Here is a 21,165-nt window from a genome sequence, read left to right as displayed (position 1 = left end):
GCCCCAACCCGCCCAATCATCGCAGTGACGGGCTTCGATGTTCGGGGGATTTCGATGAGAAACCGCATCGGCTATCTGGTCACCGTCGCGCTCGCCGCCGTCTCAGGTCTGCTCACCGTGACGCCTCCGGCGTCCGCCGCCAGCGGGTGTGCCGTGGAGATGCAGCACCGCTACAGCTCCGGCGCGGTGAGCCACGGTGAGATCCGCGTCATGAGCGTCGGTCGACCACTGCCCGACTGGACGCTCCGCTTTCAGCTTCAATACGTGACCGAGCAGATCAAACACGTCGGCGGCCGGTTCGCGGAGCAGCCCTGGGAGCAGCACGGCAAGCAGGTCACCCTGCACGGCCTGCCCGGTGACGTGTTGCCGGCGGACTTCCCGGTCTTCATCGAGTACGCCATGACGCGCGGGGCCAAACTCGGCAACGCGACCGCCTTCACGCTCAACGGCATCACCTGCGCGACCGTGCTGCCGCCATGGGCCTCACCCAGCCCGACGCCGAACCCCACCCCGAGCTGGACGGTGAGCCCCAGTCCCGGGCCGGACCCGGACCGACCGCTCGTGGAACTCACGCGGCCGGAGGTCGGTGACCCGTTCTTCGCCCCAGCGACGATCACGGTGGAAGCCACCGCCAAGGCGGCACCGGGACGACAGATCAGCCGGGTCGAGTTCTTCGGCCGGGGCGAGGGGTCGGAACGCGTCCTGCTCGGCACCGACACGACCGCGCCGTACACCGCGCAGTGGCGCGCCCTGCCGGCGGGCGGGTATGTCTTGGATGCCTGGGCGTACGACAACGAAGGCGCGGTGCGGAACAGTCTGTCGGTGATCGTTCGGGTGTACGAGCCCAGCGAAAGGCGACAGGCACCGAACATCAGCGTGGTACGCGACAAGCTCTGGGGCATCTCCCCGATCATCGAAGCGGCAGCTCCCCGCCGGCTGGCACCTCTCACGCGCACCGGCGCGGAGTCCCGATGCGTACACGGGCAGGGCATCTGGGACGGTCCGGTCGACACGAACGCCGTCGCCCGGCTCGCCGGCCGCGGCGTCAAGGCGGTCTACATCCCGCTCAACGAAGCCTGCTGGCTCGGCCTGCCCTACGTCGACCGGCGCTACGGCGGCGAGCCGTACCAACAGGAGGTGACCGCGTACGTCCATCGACTGAGGGCCGTCGGCATCACGCCGATCGTCGCGCTCGCCTGGAGTCACGGCCGCTACACCGGCCCGGGTGCGATCTGCCGGGACGAGCGGGCGGTCTGCGCCAAGCCGATGCCGCACGCCACATACGCCCTCGACTTCTGGGCGAGCGTCGGTTCGACATTGGGCTCCTTCGGAGCGGTGGTGTTCGACCTGTTCTCGACGCCTTACCCGGACCGGGCGATCGACGATCCCGCGCTGTCCTGGACGTGCTGGCGAGACGGGGAGCAGGCCTGCTCCGCGCTCGGCTATCCGGTGATCGGCATGCAGAAACTGCTGATCGAGACCCAACGTCATATCCCCGGGGTGATGCTCGCCAGCGGCCTGGACGGCGGAAACGACCTCTCCCAATGGGAGACCTACCGGCCGTTCAGCGGAACCTACAACGCGGCCGCGGCCTGGCGGCCGGCGACGCCCGGGGACTGCCGACCGCCAACACTGACGCAGGCGCCCGTGGTCGTCACCGCCACCTGCCCTCCTCGCAACATTCGTGGTTCCTTCCGTCCCCGCTAGGCGATCAACTCGCCGAGGCTGGCTGACACCTGGTGTGGTGTCCGGGAACGCTCCCGGACACCACACGGCCTAGCCGTTGGGGTTGCCGACGCCGGTGAGGATCCGGCTGCGCAGGTACCGGCCGGCTTCGGTCAGCACCTCGTTGCCCGCGAACTCCGTTCCGGCGCAGGTGCCCTGCACGAACGTCGAGTTGGTCTCCCGGCCGTCGGAGAAGCTCCACATGGCGTACGAGATCTGGTGTTCCTTGAGCAGATCCAGCCAGGCGGTGGTGCTGTCGAAGTCGTTGTCGCCGTCACCGGTGAAGGTCTGCGTGCCGAACTCGCTGACGAACAGCGGCAGGCTCTGCGCAGCACGAGCCACCACCGCACGCCGGTCCTCGCCGTGTGAGGCGGCGTAGAAGTGGAACGTGTACATGATGTTGTCGAAGGTGACCGGGTCTTCGATGATCTCGGTTTCGTCGCTGCCCTCGCTGAGACCCAGCGACGAGAAGCCACGGGTGCCGACCAGCACGACGCTCTCCGGCGCGTTGTTGCGGATCACCGGGATGACCTCGTCCGCGTACGCCTTGATGCCGTCCCAGCTGACCCCGTTCGGTTCGTTCGCGATCTCGTAGATCACGTTGTTCTTCGCCGCGTGGGTGCTCGTCACGTCCTCGAAGAACGTCTTGGCCAGGTCCAGGTTGAAGTTGGGGTCACCCGGGGTGAGCACGTGAAAGTCCACGATCACGTAGAGCCCCAGCGCGGTGGCGTCGTCGACCAGCCCGTTCACCTTGGCGGTGAAGCCTTCCGGGTCGGTCTCCAGGCCGCCTTCCTGCGCGTACATCGACAGCCGGATGACGTCGGCCTGCCAGTCGTCGCGCAGCGCCACCAGCGAGTCGGTGTTCACACAGTCCGGGAAGAACTGCAGACCGTGGCTGCTCATCCCGCGCAGTTGGATCGCCTCACCGGCCTCGTTGCACAACTGCAACCCACAGACGCTGAGCTGGCCGTGCACCGCCACCGGCGTATCCGCCGGCGCCTGGACCCCCGGCGCTTCCACGTCGGGCGCGTTCGTGGCCGACGCGTCAGTGGCAGGCGGCTGCGCGGCAGGCACGTCCTCGCCTGCCGAGGCGACACCCAAGCCGACCCCGAGGGCGAGAACCGCGACCCCGGCGACCGCGCCGAGCCGCCACCGTCGGCTTTGCGTACGAGACCTGCCGTACCTCGATCTGTTCATCGGAGCCTGCGCCTTTCGCCTGGTTCATCACATCCGCTACAGAGATGGATACGAAGGCGCTCCATCGACGGATCAACCCGCACGAAGCGAATGGCGCGCCGCCCATGGTCTTGATGCGGGGGGCGGCCACCAGATCAACGGTGATCTGCCCTGGCCTGACGGCGTCGATGCCGTTCGACCAGGACGCCGAGCAGGTTCAGGCCGAGCGCGTACGCTCCTGCACCCGCCAGCAGGGCGATGCCGGCGCTGTGGCCCCAGTCGCCGATCAGCACCGGCGGATCGGACCACACGTCGAGCGACAGGCCGGCGAGCGCGACCGCAGTAGCCGCCGCGATCGGCGGCACAGCCCACAACAGCCACGACGGTCCGGCAAACTCGTCGTCCTGGGCCAGGCCGACCTGCATCGCGCCGTACCAGGCAATGCCGAGGAGGGTCAGCAGCGCGATGCGCTGACTGGTCCGGCGGCTGGCCAGCAGAATCCCGAGGCCGACCCCGGCGGCGGCGAGCAGCGGATAGCCGGCAAGCTCATGCAGCAGCACCCGCATCAGCACGGGGTCGTCGAACGCCGGGCCGCCGCCGTGGCCGGCCTCCCGAGCCCTGGCCATCGGGTACGCCACCAGCACGGTCACCCCGGCCAGCAGTACGCCGAGCACAGCCGCCACCGCCAGTGCGGCCCCCTGAGAATGGCGGCGGGCCAGGGCGGTGCCCGCCAGCAGCGCCAACAGTTGTCCGCTGAGGACTCCGGAGGTGTACCGGAAGATCCGCGTGGCCTGGGACCATTCCTGCTGTTGCGCGTCGCCCTGCGGGTCGTAGTTGACCCAGAAGTCGTAGAGCGCGTCGTTGAGCGGCATGGATATCCACGCGAGCACGGCCATCACGGGTATCGACCAGACCAGGGGATGCGTCAGCATGTGCCGCCACGACGACCATCCCGTCCCCGCCTGCCTCGTCAGCATCCCGCCAGTCTCAACCACCAACGCCACGCTCTGTGTCAGATCATCGTCGTCGCAGCCTGCCGGGCCCACGCCAGCCGCATCGTGCTGGCCGTTGTAGAGGGAAAACCGACCGGCGGATGAGTCGAACGCCGGGTACCACCCACGGCATCACCGCAACGGGAAGGCCTCACGGGCGCGGCCGTGGTGGTGGCCGCCCGACGTGGGGCGGCCACCGGACCAGCGGTGATCTGCGGGAGGGCTACCGGGTGGTGGTGCGGAGGGTGGTGGTGAAGGCGGTCCAGGATGCGGGCGGGAAGGTGAGTACGGGGCCGGTGGGGTCCTTGCTGTCGCGGACGCCGACCACCCCGCCGGGCAGCGCGTCGGCGACTTCGACACACGCTCCCTGGTTGCCGCTGCGGGTGCTCTTGCGCCAGGTCACAGTCCTCGGGTCAGCCACGGGTGAATGCCTCCATCGTCTCGATGATCAACATCCTCGACGACTTCTCGTCGAGCGCTCGTGAGGTCACGTCGTCCCACGCCAGGTTGTAGACCGCCACCTCGGTCGCCTTGTCAAGGTAGAGCGCGCCGGTGAGGCTGTCGACATAGACCAGTGGAGGCTCCAGGGGTTCCGAGGTGCCGGGCATGTGCGGGAACTCCAGGGCAATGAACCCGGAGGTCATGCCGGCGTGCGCGCCGGCAGTCAAGGGAAGCACCCGGAGTTGCACGCTGGGCGAGAGAGTCACGTCGAGTAGGTGCTGGAGCTGGGCGACCATCACCTTCGGGCCGCCGACAACTCGACGAATGACTGCCTCGCTGAGCACCACCGAGAGGTGCGGCGGTCGGGGGTTGCTGAGCAGGCGTTGCCGTTCCATCCGGAAATCGACCTGCCGCTCGACCTCCTGCGCGTCGATCAACCCGTGCGGCAAGCCCGTCACCTCTGCGGCGTACTCCCGGGTTTGCAGTAGGCCGGGCACCGCCTCGGGGCCGTACTCCCGGATGCGCTCGGCGCTGCTCTCCAACTGCACGTACAACCCGAGCCAGCTGGGGATGCGGGTGTTGGTGTAGTCGTGCCACCAGGCGCTGGCACCGCGGGTGCGGGTTTCGGCGGTGAGGCCGAGCAGCTCGGCGCGGTCGTCGGGGCTGGTGTCGTACAGCTCGCACATCGCCTTGACCTCGATGTCGCGGAACCTTACCCGATGGTCACCGTTTTCGATGCGGTGAATCGTCGCGGGGCTGCGTTGCAGAAGCTCGGCCGCCTTCTCCTGGCTCATCCCCGCTTCTCTGCGCAGCGTCGCCATCTTGCGGCCGATCCTTCGCCGCAACAGGGCCGATCCGTCCGTGTCGGACACTGAGCGCCTCCTATCACCATTTTGCCAACCCTCGGCACACAACCGATGGATCGCGTGATCACATTTCCCGCTTTGCCGCTTTGACCAGGGAAAACGTCAAACAGAGCAAGCTAATGTGTAATTCCTTTCGTGATTTGTTCCGACGCACTGCATTGCATTCTGCCGCACCGCGACCAGACGATGACAGACAGAAGTCGCCGTGTTTATCTCGACGGCGGCAGTGGCCTCAAAAGGTCCGTCCTTTCCAGACGGACGGGCGCAATGGAACACCAAAGCCGGGTGCAGGGATCGCACCGGCAATCCCCCTGCGGGAGGCGGTCCCTGCACCCCCGTGGTCGAGGTGCGCGGTCGGTGTCGGGAAGGGGCCCGGCCGCGCATCTCTCACCCCTGGAGGTACGTCGTGACCGGCACCGAGGAGAGCGATCGAGCCGTCGATCGCTTCGCGTCGGCGCGGTTGACCGTGCGTGCCCACCGCGACGGCGGGAAATGTTTCCACTGCCGGCAGGGCGGGTGTGGGCAGCACGCCTGGGCGGTGGCGGAGTTGGCCCGCCATCCGGGCGGCCGCACACTGCTGCGCCAGCTCGGGCTCTCATCGACCAGCAGGGAGAAGACGTGAGCTACACCGTACGGTCGGCGACGAAGACCGACGCGGAACCACTGATCGCCGTACTCGCTGCAGCGTTCCACGATGGACCGCTCGCCGAATGGCTGGTGCCCCACCCCGACGAGCGCCGCACGATCCACCATCGGTACTTTGCCGACGCCTTCGCGAACGGCATCGAGCACGGTGAGGTCTACACCGCCGGTGCCCAGTCCGCCGTGGCCATCTGGTACGCCCGGCCAGCGACACCCATCGTCGGCCGGGACGAGCGGCGTACCGTGCTGGAGGCGATCGCCGGTGGTCACGCGCCGAACTTCGCGCTGCTGGAGGAGGTGCTCGGTGCCGGGCAGCCGGAGCGGCCGCATCACTGTCTCGCCTACCTTGCCGTTGATCCGCGACGACAGCGGCAGGGCCTCGGCAGCGCCCTGCTCGCGGCGCATCATCGTCGCCTCGGGCAATGGCACCTGCCGGCACACTTGGCGGCGACGGGCCTGCACAGCCGACGATTCTTCGTCCGCCACGGCTACACCACCGGCCCCGGCACGAGCCTGCCCGACTCCGGCCCGATCATCTGGCCCATGTGGCGCGGCACCAGCGCCGGTCACCGCCGCTCCCCCGCTCCACCCACCCGACCACGCCGCCGATCACTGTGAACAGCGCCGCGGGGCGGCAGCCGCCTGCACGAGATGCCGCAACTCGCGGCTTCCGCCAGCCCGGACACCCCCACATGCCGCAATCCGTGACCTGCACCGGCTCGACATGCAGGTTGGCCGAATCGGCCCGGTCGAGTCACCCAGCCAGCGCCCGAGCGCCCCAAGCATGCCGGCCGCTTCCGCCCGCCACACCCGCTCCAACAGCCCCGTCGCATCCCCCACACACACCAGATTGCCGCACCACCCGCACCCCGAAACGGCGAGTGGTGCGGGGGCTGACGCCTGTCAGGAGTGGGTGGGGTTGGTGCCGAAGCCGTCGAGGGTGGTGCGCTCGTCGAGCGTACGCAGCTCCTGAAAGAGGGTGATGTGCAGGCCGGCCGGCGCGTCCAGGCGGGCATTGACCGACTGCCAGGGCGTGGTGGTGGGTGGGGCGACCTGGGTGGCGCCGGCGGCCACCAGGCGGTCGGTGGTGCCTGCGGTGTCCTCGACCTCGAAGGCCACGCGCAGTCGGGGCGCGACCTGCCGTCCCACCTCGACGTCGTCGATCATCCGCTTCTGTGCCGGGTTGGCGATCTCCAGGGTGGCGCGTCCGGCATCCAGGATCACCACCCGGGCCTCGTCGCCGCTGGAGAAGGCGGCCTGCTCCGGTAGACCGAGCACGTCACGGTAGAAGGCCACCGCCGCCTCGTAGTCGTCGGCTTCGACGACCAGTCGCAGCTGACGGACCGGCGGGGACGTGGACTGCTCGGACGAGTTCACGGTGTCGATCTCCAACGGGTCGGGGCGGAGGCCGCCGCGTGGTGTTCCACCCTCGGTGCGGGCGCGTCTGGTGAGCAACGCTACCCAAGCCGCGTCATCCCGGCCCGCGTCGTCCCGGCCGGTCACCGCCAGGAAGGTCTGCCCGCCGAGAAGTCCGACATCGGCCGGCTCAGCCACCTACGTGTTCGGCCGCGGCCAGGATCGCCGACACGGTCGCCTCCGGATGCGACACCATCGACACGTGCGAAGCGGCGACCTCGAAGATCTTCGAGCCCGCCCGCTCGGCCATCGACCGCTGGGTGCTGGCGGGAATCACCAGGTCGTCGGTCCCCACGACGGCCCAACTCGGCAGGGCCCGCCAGGCCGCCCCGGCCGTCGGGGTGGCATTGGCGCTCAACGTGATCGGCCGCTGCCCGGCGACAATCAGCCACCTCGAGCCGTTACAGGCGCTCGGCCTGCTGGAGTAGGCGCCGGATGACCCGTTCTCGTTGCGCTTCACCCACGACCTGATCCGCGAGTCAGTCACCGAGATCATCGGTCGGCAGCTGACCGTCCGGCTGCATCTACGCGTGGCGAACGCGCTCGAACGAGCCCATCCGGCCGACGACGCCGTCGCCGAACGCCTCGCGTACCACCTGTGCTCCGCAGGCCCGCTGGCCGACCCGGGCCGCACCGCGACGGCGCTGGCACGGGCGGGACGTCGCGCGGCGACCAGGCGTCGGCGTCGGCGTCGGCGACGTCTGACGGTGGCCGCCGAGCGGCAGATCCGGAGTGATCGAGGTGATGCCGCTCGGTAGGTGATCCACCATCGGCTGCCATACCCGCGAGTCCTGCAGATAGCCGTGCAGCAGCACGGCGGTAGCGCCCTGATCGGCACCGACGACTGTGCAACGCAGCGGCCCCTGCGGCAACGCAACCGGCGCCCACAGATCAGATTCGTGTCGAACCCGTCCCTCCTGCTGGGGACCGGTACCACGACGTGGGCCGACCAGACTGGCCGGGACGCCAACCGGACCGGGAGAATCACCGATGACCATCGATGAACAGATCCAGCCGAACGAGACCGCCGTGCCGCTGCTGCCCTGCGTGGCGGTGGACGAGACGCTCGCCTTCTGGCGGGCGCTCGGCTTCGCGGTCACCTGGGAGCAGCGCAAGCCGTACCTCTACCTGGCCTTCGGCTTCAGTGGCTTCGAGCTGCACTACGGTCGGGCACCGCACGGGTTCGACACGTCGGCCTCGACCGGCTGCGGCGCGCTGGTGATGGTCGACGCGGTCGCGCCGTACCATGCCGCATTCACCGCGGCGATGCGCGGCGCGTACGGCAAGGTGCTCGCCCGGGGGTTGCCGCGGATCACCCGCTACCGGCCGGGTGCGTCGCGCTTCAGCATCGTCGACCCGTCCGGCAACACCATCACCTTCATCCGTCGCGACGAACCGGAGGAACTGGAGTACGGCGGGTCGCGACGGCTGTCCGGGCTGGCCCGGGTGCTGGACAACGCCCGGATCCTGCGCGAGTTCAAACGCGACGAACTGGCCTCTTTCCGGGCGCTGAACTCGGGGCTGCGCCGGCACGGGGACGTCGCACCGGTTGTCGAACAGGCCCAGGCGCTCGCCGCCCTGATCGAGTTGTCGACCGCACTGGAGAAGCGGGACCTGGTGCCCGAGTGGGGCGAGCGGCTGCGTGCGCTGCCACTGACCGCCGAGGAAGTGGCAGAGGTCCGACTGACCGTCGACGATCCCGGCGTCCTCGACCCGTGGCTACCCGGGTCACCCTGACACTCGGACACACATGTTAGGAGGGGGCCCCTTTACTACATCAGGCGTTAAAAGGGGGCCCCTCCTTACCAACCACCCCGCAGGCCGGGGTGGACGCCGGGTGGGTTTCCGGTGTGCTCGGCGAGCCGCCGCAGGGCGGTGATGAGGTCGCGGCGCTCATCCTCGTCGAGGGGTGCCAGCACCTCGTCCTCGTGCTCATCGGCGATACGGCGCGCGCGGGGAAGCAGTTTCCCGGCGGCGGCGGTCAGGTGGATGGCGTGGGCGCGACGGTCAGCGGGATGCTTCCGACGTTCCACCAGGCCGCGCTGCTCCAGGTCGTCGAGCAGGCCGACCATGACCTTGCGGTGGATACCCAGCGCGTCGGCGAGTTGCTGCTGAGTGCTTCCCTCGGCGCGTTCGAGGTGCATCAGGAGCCCGAAGTGGTTCGGCCCGATGCCCAGCGGCGCCAACCGCGCGGTGAACGCCTGTGCGATGTGGAACCCGAGCTGGGACAGCAGGAAGTTGGCGCGGCCGACCAGTGGCCGGATCGCGCCTGGCGCGTCGTCGGACATTCCGGCATTGTACGCCCATGTAATTGTCAGCTAGGGTAACAGTCACCCTTGCTCCCTAACTTGCCATCGCCAGCAGGACGCCCCCACCACCGTCAGCAGCACGGAGGAGCCATGACCCGTTATCCGCCGCCCCGGTTCGTCGACCCGGAGCCGTACGGATTCATCTACCTCGGAGTGCAGGCGGAGCCGGCGCAGCGTTTCCCCGTGCACACCCGCACGCCTCATCGGCGTCGCGAGGCGGCACAGCTGGTGGCCGCCGCCGCCGCGCTCGCCCGTCGCCCGGACGTCGCCCGCGTCAACGTCTACCGGGCGGTGCTCATCCCGCCGCTGCCTGGCGTGCCCCGCTACAACCTCGCCGTGCTGATACGCACGGTGGGCGCGGAGCAGCTCGACACCGTACGCGCCTGCGCCGAGGTCTCCGCGCTCGGTGGCGAGCAGATCCTCGCCGGCGTCAACGCGGCCCGCATCGGCGACACCGAGGCCCGCACCGACGGCACCTTCCTGTTCAACCACTTCACCGCCGGAGCGGGCGTCGACGCCGAAGCCGTCTGGCGCTCGCTGACCGGCTGGTACACCAGCAGAACCGCAGTCGACAACTCCACCGCGCTACGCCCTGCCGGCGCGTCACCGTTCGCGCTCGTCAACTACGTGCGGCTGCCGGCCGGGCCGCTCCGGTTCCTCATCGGACAGCTCACCCGCCCCAGCTTCCACCGCTTCGTCCGCGGCACGCTCGACGCCAACGGGATGCGTGCCCTGCCTGCCTTCCACCGCCTCGTACACACCTGCACCGCGCCTACCGACGACGATCTGTGCTCGGGCGGCCGACAGCGCGACCGGGGGTGAGCGGGCATGGGTTACGCGGCATTGATCCAACCGGGTGTTCCGGCGCTGACATGACCGCGGAGCTTGAGCAGGGCCTCGCCGAGGTCGACGCCGACGGCACCTGGCGGCTGACCGAGCGGGAGGAGTTACTCGCCGGGCTGGGAGCCCTGCCCCGGTGACCGTCCGGCGCTCAGACGAGGATGAGTGTCTTCCCGAGGGTGCTGCGGTTCTCGATCGCGGCGTGCGCGTCAGCGGCCCGCTCCAACGGGAAGGTCTGGCCGATCACCGGGTGGAGCACCCCGGCTTCCGCCTGCGACATAATCTGCTGCGCCCAACGCACCAGATGCGGCCGGAACCCGAAAAGCTGCTCGATGCCGATCACCTCCACACCCCGGTGGCGGGCCTGTTCGGGATCGATGTGGGTGACTCGCCACTGGCGGCACCGTGCACCGAGAAACGGCCGCCGCGGGCCGTCACCTCGAACGCGGCCCGCCCGATCTCGCCGCCCACCCCGTCGAACACCACGTCCGGTCCCGCGCCGGCGGTGGCCTCGCGCACCTGGTCGGTCCAGTCCAGGGTGGAGTAGTCGACCACCGCGTCGGCGCCCAGTTCCTTCACCGCGTCGAGTTTCCGGCCGCCACGAGCGGCCCCGACGACGCGCGCTCCCGCCGTCCAGGCGAGTTGCACCAGCAGGCTGCCCACCCCACCCGCCGCGCCGACCGCGCTCACCACGCCGGCCACCAGACCGCCCGGCACGTACGGCACCTGCGGCCGGTCATGCCACCTGTCGAGGCCACGCCGGATCTGAGTCTCGACGAACGTCACGCCCGCCACCGCCACCTCGATCACGACCTGGCCAGGCCCGACCACCTGATCCGGCGCCTCGCCTGCGACGAGCATCTCGGGGCCGCCGAAACCGACCACCTGGACCACCCGCATAGCTGCTCCCCACCTCGTACGACACGCCGTCGTCAGTGTGCAACTTCACGTTTAGTTGAAGTCAACGCGCACCACGGGCGACTGCTCGAATACGGCCAAAGCTGGATGGAGGGGCAGATCTCACGGTAAGAGTTGTCGTAACAAGAATTAAATGCCTTGATGCGCTTCTCGGAATTTTTCGTATGCGCCGTGATGGATTGAATGTGGTCGTTGAACAAGTCGAAGTTGTGGCACATTCGCGTCGGAGCAATGCCCCGCCCCAGGTGGCGAGCTTGTTCATCTTTACGTCCACGATCCGACTTGTTCACAACGTTGTGATCAATGGATCCCGGTCAATAAGCTGCGGTGGCCCCCGATCGGGAGGCAAGAAAAAGGGAGGTCCTCTTGAAATTCGCCCTGCGCTGGACCGCGATGGTTGGCCTGTCCGCCGCGTTGGTCCTGACTGGCGCTCCGGCCGCCACTGCAAGTCCGGAGACGAACGACCGGAACGGCAACACCAGCTCCGTCGCCCGCACCAGTGACGGCCGCGCGATCACGAACGAGAAGATCGCCAAGGAGGTCGCCGAGTTCTGGACCCCGGAGCGGATGGCCTCGGCCGTCGACCTGACCTTCGCGAGGTCGCCGAAGGCCGCCGAGTCGGCGAGTCTCACGCCGAAGCCCACCGGTCCGGCCGGCACGGTCAAGCCCATGGCGCCGAGTGTCCAGGGCGGCGACGTCAGGACCATGCTCAACGAGTCGCAGGCCGTCGGCAAGGTCTACTTCACCATGCCCAACGGCGGCACCGCCTCCTGCTCGGCCAGCACGGTCGCCAGCGGCAAGCGGCGGCTGGTGATGACCGCGGGCCACTGCGTGCACCAGGGCGCCGGCGGGCAGTGGTACAGCAACTGGCAGTTCGTTCCCCGGTACCGCAACGGCGTGCGCCCGTTCGGCACCTTCGTGGCGTCCAGCCTGAACACCCGTACGGCCTGGATCAACAGCAGCAGCTACGCCGAGGACATGGGCATCGCCGTCATGTACAACGGCGGTTCCTACGGTGCCAAGGTGGTCGACACGGTCGGCGGCCACGGTCTGCGCTGGAACTGGGGTTACAGCGTCTCGGTGACCGCCCTCGGCTACCCGTCCAACCTCGGCGGCGGCGAGAGCCAGTACTACTGCCAGAGCACCACCTGGAACGCTGGCGGCCAGCAGATCCGGATGTACTGCAACATGACCTACGGTTCCAGCGGCGGACCCTGGCTGCAGGAATACAACGATCAGACCGGATTCGGATACATCAACAGTGTCGTGAGCCACGGCGACAATCCCGGAAACGGTCAGTTCGACGGCCCGTACTTCGATGACGACATCAAGAGCCTGTACGATTTCGCGGAGGGCCTCTCCCCGGCGTAAGGCACCCCACGTACAGGAGGGTCCCGGCCGAAGGGCCGGGACTCTCCGCGCGCGAGAATTTGACCGGACGACGGTTTGTGAATACGGCCATTTCAGCGCTGGACAACCTTTGACAAAGGGCGTGAGTCGACGCGTCAGCGGTCGCGGCGAGGCAGGGCGGCACGCCATCCGCCGGAAGGGGATTGTGTCGACAACCACCGATGGGTAACGTACAGCGACGTCATCGCTACCTGCTGTTGCCATCGGAGGTTACCGAGATGACGACGCCCATCGTGGAAGCGGAGTTGCCCCAATGGCCGCCGGTCCACGCCGCCCGAGACCCGTTCGCGCCACTGGACGAGGCCGAGCGGCCCCACTACGACGGTCCGGTGCGTCAGGTGCGGCTGCCCAACGGCACCACCGCCTGGTTGGTCAGCCGGCACGCCGACGTCCGCCAACTGCTGCGCCACCCGGCATTCAGCGCCGATTTCACCCGTGCGGGCTTCCCGCTGCTGCGCCCGCTGCCGCCCGCGGAAACCAGGGACACGCGTGGCAACTTCATCCAGATGGACGGCGCGGAGCACTCCCGACTGCGTCGCATGCTCACCGCGGAATTCATGATCAAAAATGTCCGCCGGATCGAGCCGCTGATCCAGCGTACGGTCGATGAGGCGCTGGACGACCTGGCCGCCGCCGGCCCTCCGGCCGATCTGGTCTCGACCTTCGCCCTGCCGCTGCCGTCCATGGTGATCTGCCACCTGCTCGGCGTCCCCTACGCCGACCATGACTTCTTTCAGGCCCGCAGCCGCACCCTGCTCGATCGCAAGACGCCGACGGAGCGGCTCATTCGCGAGGTCGCGGAGTTGCGGGACTACCTGCGGGCGCTGATCGACACCAAACGGGCCCATCCCGACGGGGCGGACGACCTGCTCGGCCGACTGATCCGGGAGCGGATCGAGCCAGGCGAACTCGACGTGGAAGAGCTGGTGGGGATGGCGTTGCTGCTGCTCGTCGCCGGCCACGAGACCACCGCCAACATGATCGGGCTGAGCGTCCTGCTGCTGACCCGCGACGGACGGTTCACGACGCTGCGCGACGAGCCCGACCAGGCGCCGGGCGTGGTGGAGGAGTTGCTGCGCTACCTCAGCATCGTTCGGACCGGGCTGTTCCGGGCGGCCACCGAGGATGTCGAGGTCGGCGGCCAGCTGATCCGGGCCGGTGAGGGCGCGATCGTCCTGATCTCCCTGGCCAACCGGGACGCGGCGGTCTTCGACGACCCGGAGCGGTTCGATCCGTACCGGCAGGCGCATCAGCAGGTGGCCTTCGGCTTCGGGGTGCACCAGTGCATCGGCCAGCCACTGGCCCGGGCCGAACTGCGCATCGCGCTTGTCGCACTGGCCCGCCGATTCCCGCAGCTGCGGGTGACGGCGAGCCCGCAGGAGCTGAGCACCCGGCAGCACTCGGTTGTCTTCGGCCTCGACACGCTCCCGGTGACCTGGTGACGGCCGTCGACCGGCCGGGCCGCGCGGAGACCACCGTGCAGGTGGCGGTCGATCGGGACGCCTGCTGCGGATCGGGGAACTGCGTCCGTGTCGCACCGGAGGTCTTCGCCCAGGACGACGCCGACGGGCTGGTGCTGCTGCGCGCCACCACGCTGGCACCGCAGAGCGGTGCGCGGGCCCGACGCGCCGCCGACCTCTGCCCGTCCGGCGCGATCCGGGTCGCCTCAGCGGAGGCTCTTCCGCGGTAACACTTGACGAGGGCCGTCAAGTGCTTGACGATGACTGTCAAGCAATGGAGGAGGAAGCGTGCCACCGAGCCGCCAGGAACTGATCGAGCAGCTCACCAGACTTATCGACATACGTCTGCTCGATCCGCTCGAGATCCTGCTCGACGGGCACGAGGGCGTCGAGTCGCTACGCGCGGCCGTCCACAAGCGCGCCAGGATCTGGGCCACCACCATGGTCGGCCCGGACGACCAGGCGGCGGTGGGGACGATCATGCGAGTGGTCGCGACGCTCTATCCCGGTGACGGCCCGTTCCACCCTCCGCTCGACTGGTGGCGCAGCCCGCTCGGGCAGGTGGTCGCGCGACGCGTCGGTCACCCCACCGCGCCGGCCGTGTCGTACGCGGTCGCCGGGGCCATGCTCGGCATCACCCGGCAGGGCGTGCACGACCTGGTCTCGCGCGGCAAGTTGGCCCGGCACCCCGAGGGCGGCGTGCGCTGCTCCTCCGTGCGAGACCGACTACTCACGGAGGGAATCCGACATGCGTGACAGCCTCATCGACGCCGGGGGCGTGCCGATCGCGGTACGCGACTTCGGTGGATCCGGACGCCCGTTGCTGCTGTTGCACGGCGCCGGCGGCAATCTCGTCCAGCTGACCACGTTCGCTGAGGCGCTGCGATCGGAGCACCGGGTGGTCGCCGTCGACCTGCGCGGCCACGGGCGATCCGGGGACGGGCCGTGGCGCTGGGACGACGTACTGGCTGAGCGCCACCTTCGACGCGATGGCGGCGATGCTCGCCGAGCCACTCGGCCCTGATCAGGTGGCCGCGGCGTTGGCCGGACAGCGGGCGATGGCGCATCGGTACGGGGCCGACCCGGAGGTCACCGTGGCAGCTTTCGAGCGCAACCTGGTACCCGGCGACGACGGCCGGTACCGGCTACGGCCGGGCCCGGAGCTGACCGGGCAACTGCGGGAGGCGATGGAGTCGATCGATCTGGTCCCCGCCTACCGGGACGCCCGATGCCCGCTGCTGCTCGTGCTGGCCACCGTGGACCTCGCCGAGCAGCAGGAGTTCCACGAGCTGTACGCGGCGTACCGTCGGGCCAACGCGGACCGGATCGGCGCGGTGGACAATCCGGTGCTGCGGGTGCGGCATCTCGACGGCGCCAGTCACGCCATGGTCGCCGAGCGGCCTGCGGAACTCGCCGCCATCGTCTCCGATTTCCTGGCCGCGTCGTCCGGTAACTGACTCGACCCCACCGGCGTGGGGGTGCCGCGCGACGCGACACCCCCACGCCGACGACGCTACGGCTTGGTCTCGAAGGTGGGCTGGGTGGACGGTTCCCAGATCTGCGGGCTGGCGGCGACCGCCTCCTTGAGGGTCTGGTACCGAGGCTGGTTGGTCTTCTGACCGAGCACCGCGCGGACGGCGAACTGCGCCACCCGCTCCTGCATCAGGGCGACGTTGCCCGGACCGAAGGCGACCTCGGAGTGCGGGCCACGGACGAAGAGGAGTTCCTTGTCGCCCTGCGCCCGCAGGTAGGCGTTGAAGGTGGGGAAGGGACCCTGGATCCCGTCGAACAGACCCTTGCCGAAGAAGACCGCCGGCCAGGAACCGATGCCGGCCAGGGGCTCGGAGGTGCCGCCCAGTCCGACGGTGTAGTTCACCTTGCGCCGCGCGGCCTCGGCCAGCGACGGGTTGACCACCGGGAAGCCCGCCATCAACACCGCGCCCTTGACGTTGTGCCCCCACGGCTTGTGGCACGCCCGCTCGGGGGTGTCGAGTTCGCACCACCTGTTGAAGTTGGCGTTCATCGCCCACTGCGTGGCCGCCGAGCCCTGGCTCGGGCCGCCGAGGATGATCGGGAGCTTGTTCATGTTGTTCGGCACCAGCGCGCGGGTCGCGGCCTTGCCGGTGAGCTGGCGTCCGTTGGCGCCGACGATGCGGACCCCGTCGCCGGTGTCGAGGGCGTCGATCGCCCGCAGCATGTCCAGGCCCTGCTGGAGAATGTTGTCACCGGAGATGCCGCCGGAGATGCCGTGGCCGCGCTTGTCGAACGTGAGCACGTCGAAGCCGGCCTGGTTGAGCTTGTAGAGGTACTGCCGCCAGTTGCGGCCCGCCCACTGCTCGGTGCCCCGGGACGGGTACGTGACGTTCTCGAACCGGCCGGTGCTCTCCGAGCGCACGTAGAGCGGGTCGCGCGGGTCCTGGACGGTGGTGGTCTCCACCGACCGGCCCCCGACGAAGATCGCCAGGGACTGCACGCGGCGCCCGTTGGGCTGCTGCACACCGGCGCCCTTCAGGTACCAGCCGCGCAGCTTGACCGGGGCGGTGATGCCGCGCTTGAGCCGCTCGTACGGCTCCGCCGGCACGGCGAACTCGAAGGTGTAGCTGTCCTTGTCGGCCGCGGCGATGCCCTCGTGGTACGGGGCCTGACCGAAGAAGCCGGGCCGCCGGATGTCGTTCAGGTTGACGTTTGTCGCGTGCGGATCGATCTTGCCTTGCGGCACCAACGATCCGGTGAGCCGGAACTGCGGCGGGTTGTAGCTCTGTGCGTTGGTGATCGCCGAGCAGGGCGGCGCCGCCTCACAGGTCGCCAGCATGTCGCGCAGCACCTGGTCGGAGAAGGCGTCCACCCGGTAGTCACCCTGGTAGCCGGCCGGCTCCAGCGGCACCTGGGTGAACGGCACGCAGGTGATGCCCAGCGTGTCGTCGGGAACGAGGTAGCCCGGTAGCACCGCGTTGGCGTCGATGCCGACCGGTGCGGTGCAGTCGGTCGGCGGCACCTGCTGCGCCTCGCTCGGCAGCTTCGGCGGCGACTTCGGTTTCGACGAGGGTGCCGCCGCGGCTCCGCCGGTGGTCAACACCGCTGAGGCCGCGAGTCCGATCGCGAGCGGTGTCCACCATCCTCTCCTGCGCTTCGTGGAAAACATCGCCTGGTCCCTTCGGTGGTGGTGTGGCCGCCAGCAGGCTAAACCGGTTTAGCCTGCTGGCGCTAGACCGTTCACGGTGGATATCCGCCGCCGAAGGAATCAGTGGGCCGGCACATCCGGGTGGAGCGTGCACCGAACGCCACGATGCGCGGTGAGGACCGCTACCGGGAGTCCGCGACGGATCGCGGACGCGGCGGCCATAGGCTGCACGACGTGGGCGACATCCTGGGCAGAGCGCCGAAGTACCTGGCAATTCGCGACGACCTGATCGCGCGGATCAGGAGGGGCGAGTTCGCCCCGGGCGACGCGCTGCCGGGGCAGCGACAGCTCAGCGAGGAGTACGGCGTCAGCCTGATGACGCTGCGCCAGGCACTTGACGAGTTGGACCACCGGGGCGTGGTGGAACAGCTTCCCGGCCGGGGCACGTACGTGCGGGCGGTGCCGGTGCCCTACTCGATGGGCAACCTGCGCAGCCTCGCCGACGATCTGCGGGCGCACGGCATCGAGGTGCTGACCCGGGTGGTGCGCCGCGAGATCGTCGGCGTGCCGCCGGACGTGGCGGCCCGGTTCGGGATGCCGGCCGGCGGTCAGGTGTTGCGGCTGGAGCGGATCCGGGTCATCCGTGGAGTGCCCCTGATCCATCAGGTGTCCTACATTCCGCAGCCGTTGGCCGACGCGATCAGCGAGGTCGACTTCGCCGACCAGGAGCTGTACGGAGTCCTGGCCGAACGGGCCGGCGCGGTGGCGGCCGAGGCGACGGAGACAATCGCGGCCGTACCCATGCCCGAGCAGGTCGGCGGCCTGCTCGGCATACCCGCTGGCCAGCCGGCGATGCGCAGCGAGCGGGTCACCCGGGACGCCGACCGGCGCCTCCTGGTCGTCGATCTCGCTGTCCTGGCCGGGTCCGGCGTGGTGGTCACGAACATCCGGGCCGCCGGCGGCCAGCAGGTGAGCTACGCGATGCGGGACTGAGCCAGCAGTTCTAGAACTCCCCGGAGCGTTCTGCTATAACCGGGTTACTGTTCTAGAACTGTGGAGGGGTTCGTCATGGATCATCTACTGCCCGGCCCGAAAACGGCCGTCTCCCGCCGACCCACCGGGCTCGGTCGGTTCGGCGAGTACGGCGGACGCTTCGTCCCGGAGTCCCTCGTCCCCGCCTGCGCAGAGGTCGAGCAGGCGTTCACCGACGCCTGGGCCGATCCACTGTTCCGGGCCGAGCTACGTCACGTGTTGGCGATCTACGTGGGACGGCCGACCCCGGTGACCCCGGCCGCGCGCCTCTCCGCCGAACTCGGCGTCAACCTGTTGCTGAAGCGGGAGGACCTGGCCCACACCGGCTCCCACAAAATCAACAACGTGCTCGGCCAGGCGTTGCTGGCGCGACGGATGGGCAAGCGACGTCTCATCGCCGAGACCGGCGCGGGCCAGCACGGCGTGGCCACCGCCACCGCGGGTGCCCTGCTCGGCATGCCGACCACGGTGCTGATGGGCGAGCGGGATATCGAACGGCAACAGCTCAACGTCTTCCGGATGACGATGCTCGGTGCCGAGGTGATCCCGGTGACCTCCGGCACCCGCACCCTCAAGGACGCGTGCAGCGAGGCGCTGCGGCACTGGGTCACCTCGGTCGAGGACTCCTACTACTGTCTCGGCTCAGCCATGGGCCCGCACCCCTATCCGTGGATGGTCCGCGAGTTCCAACGGGTGATCGGCGACGAGGCCCGCACGCAGTGCGCGGCCGACCTCGCCACCGGCACCCCCGACTTCGTCGTGGCCTGTGTCGGTGGTGGCTCCAACGCCGCCGGAACCTTCGCCGGCTTCGTCGACACACCGGCCCTGCTGGTCGGCGTGGAGGCCGCAGGTGGCGCGGCAATCAGCGCCGGCTCCCCCGGCGTGCTGCACGGATTCCGCTCCAAGGTGCTCCAGGACGAACACGGGCAGATCGCCGAGGCCCACTCGATCGCGGCCGGACTGGACTACCCGGGCGTCGGCCCGGAGCACGCGTACCTGGCCGACCTCGGCCGGGCCAGCTACGTCTGCGTCGACGACGCGGAGGTGCTGGCCGCCACGCACCGGCTGGCCCGCACCGAGGGCATCCTCTGCGCGTTGGAGTCCGCGCACGCGGTCGCCTGGGTGATCCGCGCCGCCGGCGACGGCACGATCCCACCGGACGCGACGGTGCTGCTCACCCTCTCCGGCCGCGGGGACAAGGACATGGCGACCCTGATGGAGCTGTCGTGAACGCGCTGGAGACCCGGACCCGCGCCGCCAGGGACGCCGGACGCAAACTACTCCTGCCGTACGTGACCGGCGGGGTCACCGACGACTGGGGCGACCTGCTCCGCGCCGCGGTGGACGCCGGTGCCGACGCCATCGAGATCGGCTTCCCGTTCTCCGATCCGACCCTGGACGGGCCGGTCATCCAGCAGTCCTCGGACCAGGCGCTGCGCCGGGGCGCCACCACCCGCCGGATCCTGGACGAGATCGCCCGGGTGGCGCCGCCGGTGCCGGTGATCGCGTTCAGCTACGCCAACCTGGTGCTACGTCCCGGTGCCGACGCGTACTGCGCCGCTCTCGCCGACGCCGGGGTGGGTGGCCTGATCGTGCCGGACCTGCCCGTCGACGAGATGGCGCCGGTCGCCGCGGCGGCGCAGGCCCACGCGCTGGACCTTGCGCTGCTGGCCGCCCCGTCGACCCCGCTGCGGCGGTGTGCCGACATCGCCCGACGCAGCCGGGGTTTCGTGTACGCGGTCAGCCTGATGGGCACCACCGGCGCCCGCTCGCGGCCGCACGAGTCCGCCCGCGAGCTGGTGCGCTGCCTGCGAGAGGAGACCGATCTGCCGGTGGTGCTCGGCTTCGGCATCGCCGCACCGGGCCAGGCGGCCGAGGCGGCCGGGTACGCCGACGGCATCGCGGTCGGCTCGGCGCTGATGCGCCGCCTGCTCGACGGGGCGACGACGGCGCAGCTCGGCGCGTTCCTGGCCCAGCTACGCGCCGCTCTGGAGCCGGCCGGATGACAGGGTGAGCACATCGTCGGTGTCACATCCGGGGCGCCGGCGGTGCTTCGCAGGTATGGAGGAGGAAGCCGTGGTCCGCTCGGCAGCAGTCGGACCCGATTCGGTCCGGGCCGACCTCGAACAGGTGTTTCGCAGCACCTACCCCCGGGTGGTCGGGGTCGCGGCCCGGGTGCTGGGTTCCCGTACCGAGGCCGAGGACGTGGCGCAGGAGGTGTTCCTCGCGTTCGGGCGTTCCTCGGTGCCGGCAGGGCAGGCGGCGGGCTGGCTGTCGGTCGCCGCGGCGCACACCGCGCTGAACCACGTCCGGTCCCGCCGTCGACGCACCGTACGCGAACACGTCGCCGGTGGTCAGGACGACGTCTGTCCCGACGTCGCCGACGCCGTGGTGACCCGGGAAGAACGCCGCCGGGTACGCGCGGCGTTGGCCCGCCTGCCGCACCGGCACGCCGTCGCCCTCGTCCTGCGGCACAGCGGTCTCAGCTACGCCGAGGTCGCCGCCGCTCTCGATCTTTCCCCCGGCAGCGTGGGCACCACCGTGCGACGCGCCGAGTCCGCCCTACGCGAGGAGTTGAACCGTGATGCGCCATCCGAATGAGGGCACCCTGCGTCGGCTGCTCGATGAGCCGGCCGGTGTGGCCGACACCGACCGCGAGCACATCGCCGGTTGCCCGGTCTGCCGATCCGGACTGGCAGCCGTCCGGCAGGACGCGACACGCGCCACCGCGGCGCTGGACGTGCGGCTGAGCACCGACGTGGAGGCGGGATGGCAGCGCCTGTCCCGGGCCGTCGACGGTGGGCAGCAGCCGCTACC

At 69.6% G+C, this 21,165-nt stretch carries 26 protein-coding genes and 1 pseudogene; 17 read left to right on the top strand and 10 right to left on the bottom strand.

The features are described from left to right. Positions 1 to 54: 54 nt before the first annotated feature. Positions 55 to 1,707: an Ig-like domain-containing protein gene (locus C1I93_RS15250; protein ID WP_111243940.1), complete on the top strand. Its 1,653-nt coding sequence runs from the start codon at positions 55 to 57 to the stop codon at positions 1,705 to 1,707. 69 nt (positions 1,708 to 1,776) lie between these two features. Here the strand turns inward: C1I93_RS15250 and C1I93_RS15245 are convergent, their stop codons facing one another. The 4 genes from C1I93_RS15245 to C1I93_RS15230 form a co-directional block, all read right to left on the bottom strand. Then, entirely contained in the window at positions 1,777 to 2,922 is a 1,146-nt protein-coding gene (locus tag C1I93_RS15245; RefSeq protein WP_111243939.1) for a cellulase family glycosylhydrolase, read from the bottom strand. Between the two features lie 134 nt (positions 2,923 to 3,056). After that, entirely contained in the window at positions 3,057 to 3,833 is a 777-nt protein-coding gene (locus C1I93_RS15240) for a hypothetical protein (RefSeq protein ID WP_111243938.1), read from the bottom strand. A 283-nt stretch (positions 3,834 to 4,116) separates the two neighbouring features. Further along, on the bottom strand, positions 4,117 to 4,314 hold the full coding sequence (locus tag C1I93_RS15235) for a DUF397 domain-containing protein (RefSeq protein WP_111243937.1): 198 nt from the start codon (positions 4,312 to 4,314) through the stop codon (positions 4,117 to 4,119). Beyond that, on the bottom strand, positions 4,307 to 5,206 hold the full coding sequence (locus C1I93_RS15230) for a helix-turn-helix domain-containing protein (protein WP_223256161.1): 900 nt from the start codon (positions 5,204 to 5,206) through the stop codon (positions 4,307 to 4,309). Before C1I93_RS15230 ends, C1I93_RS15235 begins: the two co-directional genes overlap by 8 nt. 400 nt (positions 5,207 to 5,606) lie before the next feature. Between C1I93_RS15230 and C1I93_RS15225 the strand changes: the two genes are divergently transcribed. Next, positions 5,607 to 5,822 (top strand): hypothetical protein, encoded by a 216-nt coding sequence (locus tag C1I93_RS15225; RefSeq protein ID WP_111243945.1) that lies wholly within the window; start codon positions 5,607 to 5,609, stop codon positions 5,820 to 5,822. Further along, entirely contained in the window at positions 5,819 to 6,460 is a 642-nt protein-coding gene (locus C1I93_RS15220) for a GNAT family N-acetyltransferase (protein ID WP_181445182.1), read from the top strand. Before C1I93_RS15225 ends, C1I93_RS15220 begins: the two co-directional genes overlap by 4 nt. Positions 6,461 to 6,745: 285 nt before the next feature. Here the strand turns inward: C1I93_RS15220 and C1I93_RS15215 are convergent, their stop codons facing one another. Next, on the bottom strand, positions 6,746 to 7,396 hold the full coding sequence (locus C1I93_RS15215; protein ID WP_223256160.1) for a VOC family protein: 651 nt from the start codon (positions 7,394 to 7,396) through the stop codon (positions 6,746 to 6,748). Next, the gene (locus C1I93_RS31620; protein ID WP_181445181.1) at positions 7,389 to 7,718 is read right to left on the bottom strand and encodes an alpha/beta fold hydrolase; all 330 of its coding nucleotides are present in this window, start codon (positions 7,716 to 7,718) and stop codon (positions 7,389 to 7,391) included. Before C1I93_RS31620 ends, C1I93_RS15215 begins: the two co-directional genes overlap by 8 nt. Between C1I93_RS31620 and C1I93_RS15205 the strand changes: the two genes are divergently transcribed. Next, a complete protein-coding gene (locus C1I93_RS15205) occupies positions 7,708 to 8,016 on the top strand; it encodes a hypothetical protein (protein WP_181445180.1) in 309 nt (102 codons plus the stop codon). The two genes, C1I93_RS31620 and C1I93_RS15205, sit on opposite strands and share 11 nt — an antisense overlap. Positions 8,017 to 8,248: 232 nt before the next feature. Beyond that, the gene (locus tag C1I93_RS15195; protein WP_111243933.1) at positions 8,249 to 8,995 is read left to right on the top strand and encodes a DUF8817 family protein; all 747 of its coding nucleotides are present in this window, start codon (positions 8,249 to 8,251) and stop codon (positions 8,993 to 8,995) included. 65 nt (positions 8,996 to 9,060) lie between these two features. On the opposite strand, the gene C1I93_RS15190 is transcribed toward C1I93_RS15195, so the two are convergent. Next, positions 9,061 to 9,546, bottom strand: coding sequence for a MarR family winged helix-turn-helix transcriptional regulator (locus tag C1I93_RS15190; RefSeq protein ID WP_111243932.1), 486 nt, complete (start codon positions 9,544 to 9,546; stop codon positions 9,061 to 9,063). Between the two features lie 111 nt (positions 9,547 to 9,657). Between C1I93_RS15190 and C1I93_RS15185 the strand changes: the two genes are divergently transcribed. Continuing rightward, positions 9,658 to 10,389 (top strand): hypothetical protein, encoded by a 732-nt coding sequence (locus C1I93_RS15185; RefSeq protein ID WP_111243931.1) that lies wholly within the window; start codon positions 9,658 to 9,660, stop codon positions 10,387 to 10,389. A gap of 169 nt (positions 10,390 to 10,558) precedes the next feature. On the opposite strand, the gene C1I93_RS32930 is transcribed toward C1I93_RS15185, so the two are convergent. Together C1I93_RS32930 and C1I93_RS15180 are read right to left on the bottom strand one after the other, a co-directional pair. Beyond that, positions 10,559 to 10,750, bottom strand: coding sequence for a zinc-binding dehydrogenase (locus C1I93_RS32930; protein WP_309148201.1), 192 nt, complete (start codon positions 10,748 to 10,750; stop codon positions 10,559 to 10,561). Continuing rightward, positions 10,747 to 11,307 carry a zinc-binding dehydrogenase gene (locus tag C1I93_RS15180; RefSeq protein ID WP_309148200.1) on the bottom strand — a complete coding sequence of 187 codons (561 nt, stop codon included), beginning with the start codon at positions 11,305 to 11,307 and terminating at the stop codon, positions 10,747 to 10,749. Before C1I93_RS15180 ends, C1I93_RS32930 begins: the two co-directional genes overlap by 4 nt. Positions 11,308 to 11,718: 411 nt before the next feature. Between C1I93_RS15180 and C1I93_RS15175 the strand changes: the two genes are divergently transcribed. The 6 genes from C1I93_RS15175 (at position 11,719) to C1I93_RS15155 (ending at position 15,652) form a co-directional block, all read left to right on the top strand. Beyond that, entirely contained in the window at positions 11,719 to 12,696 is a 978-nt protein-coding gene (locus tag C1I93_RS15175; RefSeq protein ID WP_420811693.1) for a trypsin-like serine peptidase, read from the top strand. A 257-nt stretch (positions 12,697 to 12,953) separates the two neighbouring features. Beyond that, positions 12,954 to 14,177, top strand: coding sequence for a cytochrome P450 (locus tag C1I93_RS15170; RefSeq protein ID WP_111243943.1), 1,224 nt, complete (start codon positions 12,954 to 12,956; stop codon positions 14,175 to 14,177). Further along, positions 14,174 to 14,425: a ferredoxin gene (locus tag C1I93_RS15165; RefSeq protein ID WP_212808436.1), complete on the top strand. Its 252-nt coding sequence runs from the start codon at positions 14,174 to 14,176 to the stop codon at positions 14,423 to 14,425. The genes C1I93_RS15170 and C1I93_RS15165 overlap by 4 nt, the downstream gene beginning before the upstream one ends. 58 nt (positions 14,426 to 14,483) lie before the next feature. Further along, the gene (locus C1I93_RS15160) at positions 14,484 to 14,951 is read left to right on the top strand and encodes a hypothetical protein (RefSeq protein WP_111243929.1); all 468 of its coding nucleotides are present in this window, start codon (positions 14,484 to 14,486) and stop codon (positions 14,949 to 14,951) included. Next, the gene (locus C1I93_RS32490) at positions 14,944 to 15,219 is read left to right on the top strand and encodes an alpha/beta fold hydrolase (RefSeq protein WP_223256159.1); all 276 of its coding nucleotides are present in this window, start codon (positions 14,944 to 14,946) and stop codon (positions 15,217 to 15,219) included. Before C1I93_RS15160 ends, C1I93_RS32490 begins: the two co-directional genes overlap by 8 nt. Beyond that, positions 15,185 to 15,652 (top strand): alpha/beta fold hydrolase, encoded by a 468-nt coding sequence (locus C1I93_RS15155; RefSeq protein WP_223256158.1) that lies wholly within the window; start codon positions 15,185 to 15,187, stop codon positions 15,650 to 15,652. The genes C1I93_RS32490 and C1I93_RS15155 overlap by 35 nt, the downstream gene beginning before the upstream one ends. 56 nt (positions 15,653 to 15,708) lie before the next feature. Here the strand turns inward: C1I93_RS15155 and C1I93_RS15150 are convergent, their stop codons facing one another. Further along, positions 15,709 to 17,337, bottom strand: coding sequence for a hypothetical protein (locus C1I93_RS15150; RefSeq protein WP_146603509.1), 1,629 nt, complete (start codon positions 17,335 to 17,337; stop codon positions 15,709 to 15,711). A gap of 213 nt (positions 17,338 to 17,550) precedes the next feature. On the opposite strand from C1I93_RS15150, the gene C1I93_RS15145 reads away from it, so the two are divergent. From C1I93_RS15145 to C1I93_RS15125, 5 genes and pseudogenes are all read left to right on the top strand, one after another. After that, complete coding sequence (locus tag C1I93_RS15145) at positions 17,551 to 18,309, top strand: GntR family transcriptional regulator (RefSeq protein WP_181445179.1); 759 nt, start codon at positions 17,551 to 17,553, stop codon at positions 18,307 to 18,309. A 75-nt stretch (positions 18,310 to 18,384) separates the two neighbouring features. After that, on the top strand, positions 18,385 to 19,578 hold the full coding sequence (gene trpB / locus C1I93_RS15140; protein ID WP_111243941.1) for a tryptophan synthase subunit beta: 1,194 nt from the start codon (positions 18,385 to 18,387) through the stop codon (positions 19,576 to 19,578). Further along, positions 19,575 to 20,354 (top strand): tryptophan synthase subunit alpha, encoded by a 780-nt coding sequence (gene trpA, locus C1I93_RS15135; RefSeq protein WP_119663572.1) that lies wholly within the window; start codon positions 19,575 to 19,577, stop codon positions 20,352 to 20,354. The genes trpB and trpA overlap by 4 nt, the downstream gene beginning before the upstream one ends. A 55-nt stretch (positions 20,355 to 20,409) precedes the next feature. Beyond that, positions 20,410 to 20,949: an RNA polymerase sigma factor gene (locus C1I93_RS15130; protein ID WP_111243926.1), complete on the top strand. Its 540-nt coding sequence runs from the start codon at positions 20,410 to 20,412 to the stop codon at positions 20,947 to 20,949. Continuing rightward, positions 20,933 to 21,165, top strand: a pseudogene (locus C1I93_RS15125) (hypothetical protein); the annotation flags it as partial. The gene C1I93_RS15130 and the pseudogene C1I93_RS15125, both read left to right, overlap by 17 nt.

Source organism: Micromonospora endophytica (assembly GCF_003236305.1).
Lineage (GTDB): Bacteria > Actinomycetota > Actinomycetes > Mycobacteriales > Micromonosporaceae > Micromonospora > Micromonospora endophytica.
Note: the sequence above shows the minus strand (reverse complement) of the source record. Positions and strands in the feature narration are given on the sequence as shown.